The sequence below is a fragment of the Collinsella sp. AF25-2LB genome (genome assembly GCF_003458415.1).
Classification (GTDB): domain Bacteria; phylum Actinomycetota; class Coriobacteriia; order Coriobacteriales; family Coriobacteriaceae; genus Collinsella.
This window is the reverse complement of the sequence record NZ_QRUF01000029.1, coordinates 1-4,170: the sequence shown is the minus strand read 5'-3', so window position 1 is coordinate 4,170 and position 4,170 is coordinate 1. Positions and strand designations below refer to the sequence as shown.

Genomic DNA, 4,170 nt, shown 5'->3' with positions numbered 1-4,170 from the left:
TGGTCGAAGTGCATGATCTCGATCTTCTCGGTCTCCTTCATGTGTGTCCTCCCATCACATGTGCGCAATTCTATACATCGCGCTTCTTGCTGATACCAATTATAGCCATACGATTGCTTGTTATTTAATACCAATCCAAACTCACGGAGATTTGCGGCGAACGGTCGGTTTCCTCGCCCGAGTGGTATTACAACGCCAATAGTTGTCTATTTCGAGCGCTACTGCCAACGGGTTCCCCACAACTCGCCAGCTATAAAAGCGTTGCGCCAGACCCGCCCAAGCGTTTCCGGCGCAACCGCGCAGTTTAGTTATTCGGCTTCCATCTCCGCTGTCACACGGCGATACATCTCGATAACCTGAGTCGTCGCCTTGGACGGATCCTGATAGTAGCGGCCGTCACACGTCTCGGCCGAGACATAGCCCGTATAGCCGTGGCGCATGAGTGCCTCGAGGTCGGCACGCATATCACGCTCGCCGTCGCCCCAGGCAAGATGCGTCGTGCCACCGCCCACATCGACAAAGTGGGTGTGAACGATCTTGTCGCCCAAAACCTCAAAGTAGCCGTCGATTGTGTCGCCGGCAACTTCCATGGCGCCAAAGTCGATACATGCCTTCAGGTTGGGGCGATCGACCGCCTCGAGGATGCGCGCGACATCCTGTGCGGTGTTGACCAACACGGACTCCGACGGCTGCAGGGCCTCGAGCGCGACGCGAATACCGCGCGTATCGGCGTAGTCGCACACCGAGCGCAGCATGGCAACGCTGCGGGCCCAGGCGTCCTCAGCCGGCTCGTCCAGATAGGCCCAACCACTCGTCACCAGAATCTGCGGCACGCCCAACTCAACGGCAACGTCGATCACATTCTTAAAGTACGAGAGGATGCGTTTTTGGCCCGCCTCACCGCGCACCGCGACGTTCCACGGCTTGGGGTTGTTCTGCTCGGGGCACACGCACACGATCTTGATACCGTATTGGGCGGCAAGATCGCGAATCTTATCCACCGAATCGTGCTCATGGCAATCCACATACAGGTGCATCGAGCCGGTCCACAGCTCGATATTGCGATAGCCGGCCTCACCTGCAGCCTTAAAAAACGTCTCGATGCTGTAGTAACGATGGTTGATGTTCATGAGCGAAAGCTCGGGTACGACCATAGCCCTCCCCTTTCGTACGGAGTTTTAAAAAACAGGGGGCCGCCGCAGATGCGACAAGCCCCCCAAAGATCGACGCAACCGTTAGACGCGATGGAAGCGCGATTCGAACATATTAGGCAAGCACGCCAAAGTAAGCGCCGATAATGCCCACGACCATGGTGCAGAGGATCAGGACCATCGGGTTGATCTTCTTGGAGAGCAGCCAGTAGTAGAGCCAGAAGGCGGCCATACCGAGCATACCGGGCATGATGCCGTCCAGGATGTCCTGGAGAGTCTGGGCGGAGTCGCCCTGACCGATGGCGATGGGCAACGAAGCCCAGAACATGTCCTTGCTCATGGCGCCGACGACCATAACGCCGACAATGCCGACGCAGGCCATGATCTTTTGCATCAGGCCGGTCTTCTGAGCCTCGTCGAGGAAGCCAATGCCTAGCTCATAACCCTTGATAGCGCCAAAGATACGAATCAGGAACGCCGGGATGTTGTAGACGAGCAGGAAGGCGATGGGGCCAAAGACGTTGCCGGCCTGGCACAGGCTGATGCCCACGGCAGCGGCGACGACGCGCAGGGTGGACAGGAAGAAGGAGTCACCCAGGCCGGAAAGCGGACCCATGAGGGCGGCCTTGATGTCGTTGACGCTCTCGGGCTCAACCTCGCCACGAGCGACCTTTTCTTCCATGGCCATCGCGATGCCACCCACGAAGGGAGCGAGCTGCGGGGTGATGTTGAAGAATGCGCTGTGACGGTGCAAGGCCTCGGCGTAATCATCGGGACGGCCGGCATAGATCTTCTTGAGCATGTTGGCGACCATCAGGCAGAAGGCAATGTTCATCTGCTTGTAGTAGGTCCAGGAGAATTCCATGCCCAGGGCGCCGGTGTTCACGGCGCTCTTAATGAGGTCGGAGCGAGTAATCTGGTTCTCGGAATTAGAAGTCATCGTCCTCATCCCCTTCCACAGAAAGCTGGGACTGGGCGCCACCAAGGCCCAGCAGGTCGTACTTGTCGATGCCGATGATGATTGCGATCAGGGCGACGCCGAGGACGGGCACGTTGGCATAGGAGCACAGCAGGAAGCCCAGGAAGTAGAACGGCACGAGCTGCTTGGTAAGCACCAGACGGCCGAGCATGGCGAAGCCCATGGCAGGCAGGATGTTGGCTGCGACGCCAAAGCCATCGAGGACGAACGTCGGGATGAAGTCGAGCAGGCCCTGAACAGCGTCGGCACCCAGATAGAAGGAGACCGAGCACAGGATAAAGGCCAGGACGACAATCACGAGACCGATAATCCAGTGCATAGCGTAGATACCCTTGAGGTTACCCTTGCTGGCAAAGACGTCGGCACGGTCGACCAGAAGGGGCATACCGGCGTTGACGACGTTCTTAATGGCCAGGCACAGAGTGGCGATGGGCATCGCGAGCGCGATAGCGGCCTCGGTGCTCTGACCCAGCTGAATAGCGAAGGCGCAGGCGAGCACACCGCCAATACACTCATCGGGCGGCACGTAAGCGCCGATGGAGATTGAACCCATGAAGAGCAGCTCGAGGCTCGCACCGATGGCGAGGCCGGACTGCAGGTCCCCGAGGACTATGCCGACGAGCGGGCACAGAACGATCGGGCGGAACGCATAGAGCGTACCGAGCTGATAATCGAGCTTACCGAAGGCAGCGATAAGTCCGATGAGGATCGCTTGAACAAGCATTGTTCCTCCCTTTGATCCCTCTTGGATCCGCGCGGCGATTCCCGACTTGTCAGCGCGCCCTTTTCCATGCCGACAATCGCCTAGACAGATCCAGCTTGTACCGGTGTGCTGTTAACACCTAAACCGGTGCAAATGATTTGATACCAATTATATAGTCATGAGAAAACTATTTAATACCAATCGCTCAACGGGCGTGTACTCCCGGTGAACGGTAGATGGGGGTAACGGGTAAAGCGTTTATCCGGTACGCCCACGAATAGGGGCGGCGCCGTGCGCGCCGCCCGTGGTTCCCAATTAGAGGGCGCTTAGGGCATCGACCTTGGGGTCGTCGGCCAGAGCGCGAATCTCGACCTCGACACCGCGGCCGACGAGCTCACGAATGTCCTCTTCCTCGGCAGCAGTCACAAAGATCTGGCGGGAGATCTTACGGGCATCGGGACGCTGCTCGTCCTTGGACTTGGTGTTGCCCAGGTTGATGGAGGTGATCTGCGGGCAGCCGTCGACAAGCTGCTTGGCCTCGGCGATGCTGGCGACGCAGATGATCATCTTGTACTTATCGGTAACACCGGAGTTGATGGCCTCGATGGCGTGCTCCATGTCCTTGATGACGAGCTTGACGTTGGCCGGCTTTCCCATCTTGAGCGTAGTCTTCCAGACGGGATCGTTGGCAACCTTGTCGCCAACGCAGAAGATGCAGTCGGAGCCCAAGCCCTGGACCCAAGAGACGGCCACCTGGCCATGAAGCAGACGATGGTCGACGCGAAGCAGTTGAATCATGATTGACCCCCAAAGGTCTCATGCCGGAAACCCGGCCCCATTAATAGCAGGCGGTGACTAGAACTCTTCCTCGTCATCCGCATCGGTCAGCAGGTCGTTGACAAACTTGACGCGCGTGTCGTCAGCCGCGAGGATCTCGCGGATAACCTGATCGGCGGGAGCCTCCTGGTCCGAAAAGAGCAGCTGGATCAGCAGCGGCAGATTCATGTTGGCAACCAGGTAGGTGTTGGGGCGCGTCTGGACGATCTTGGTGAACTCGTTGTTGACGCTGCCGCCAAACAGGTCGGTGCACACGATTACGTCGTCGGCGGGGTCGAAGGTCGCCAGGAGCTTGGCGGCCTCCTCGGCGACGTCGGTGCGGCCGTCGACAAACATCGACAGGTCGTGGACGTTATCGCGCGCGCCCGAGAGCAGCTCGGTGCTCTCTTTGATGCCGGTCGCAAAATGCGCGTGGCTGGCAAAGATGTATTGCCTCATTGCGGTTTCCCCCAAATGAAATTAGTAGTCGAACTGGTGGTAGTAGCGGCGGTACTTGAGGT

At 58.4% G+C, this 4,170-nt stretch carries 5 protein-coding genes; all 5 read right to left on the bottom strand.

The genetic code is table 11. The features are described from left to right. Positions 1–308: 308 nt before the first annotated feature. The 5 genes from DWY51_RS09345 to DWY51_RS09325 all read right to left on the bottom strand — a co-directional run bounded on the left by DWY51_RS09345 (position 309) and on the right by DWY51_RS09325 (position 4,108). On the bottom strand, positions 309–1,154 hold the full coding sequence (locus DWY51_RS09345; protein WP_117770651.1) for a sugar phosphate isomerase/epimerase: 846 nt from the start codon (positions 1,152–1,154) through the stop codon (positions 309–311). A gap of 112 nt (positions 1,155–1,266) precedes the next feature. Then, positions 1,267–2,091, bottom strand: a complete 825-nt coding sequence (locus DWY51_RS09340) for a PTS system mannose/fructose/sorbose family transporter subunit IID (RefSeq protein WP_197032845.1) — start codon at positions 2,089–2,091, stop codon at positions 1,267–1,269. After that, positions 2,081–2,854, bottom strand: a complete 774-nt coding sequence (locus tag DWY51_RS09335) for a PTS sugar transporter subunit IIC (RefSeq protein ID WP_006235882.1) — start codon at positions 2,852–2,854, stop codon at positions 2,081–2,083. The genes DWY51_RS09340 and DWY51_RS09335 overlap by 11 nt, the downstream gene beginning before the upstream one ends. Before the next feature lie 294 nt (positions 2,855–3,148). After that, positions 3,149–3,631: a PTS sugar transporter subunit IIB gene (locus DWY51_RS09330; RefSeq protein ID WP_055252644.1), complete on the bottom strand. Its 483-nt coding sequence runs from the start codon at positions 3,629–3,631 to the stop codon at positions 3,149–3,151. 57 nt (positions 3,632–3,688) lie between these two features. Beyond that, a complete protein-coding gene (locus DWY51_RS09325) occupies positions 3,689–4,108 on the bottom strand; it encodes a PTS sugar transporter subunit IIA (RefSeq protein WP_006235880.1) in 420 nt (139 codons plus the stop codon). Positions 4,109–4,170: the final 62 nt, after the last annotated feature.

Bases quoted from the DNA above. Each gene is read 5' to 3' on its own strand.
- DWY51_RS09325 (WP_006235880.1), bottom strand. From the start codon at position 4,108: ATGAGGCAATACATCTTTGCCAGCCACGCGCATTTTGCGACCGGCATC.
- DWY51_RS09330 (WP_055252644.1), bottom strand. From the start codon at position 3,631: ATGATTCAACTGCTTCGCGTCGACCATCGTCTGCTTCATGGCCAGGTG.
- DWY51_RS09335 (WP_006235882.1), bottom strand. From the start codon at position 2,854: ATGCTTGTTCAAGCGATCCTCATCGGACTTATCGCTGCCTTCGGTAAG.
- DWY51_RS09345 (WP_117770651.1), bottom strand. From the start codon at position 1,154: ATGGTCGTACCCGAGCTTTCGCTCATGAACATCAACCATCGTTACTAC.
- DWY51_RS09340 (WP_197032845.1), bottom strand. From the start codon at position 2,091: ATGACTTCTAATTCCGAGAACCAGATTACTCGCTCCGACCTCATTAAG.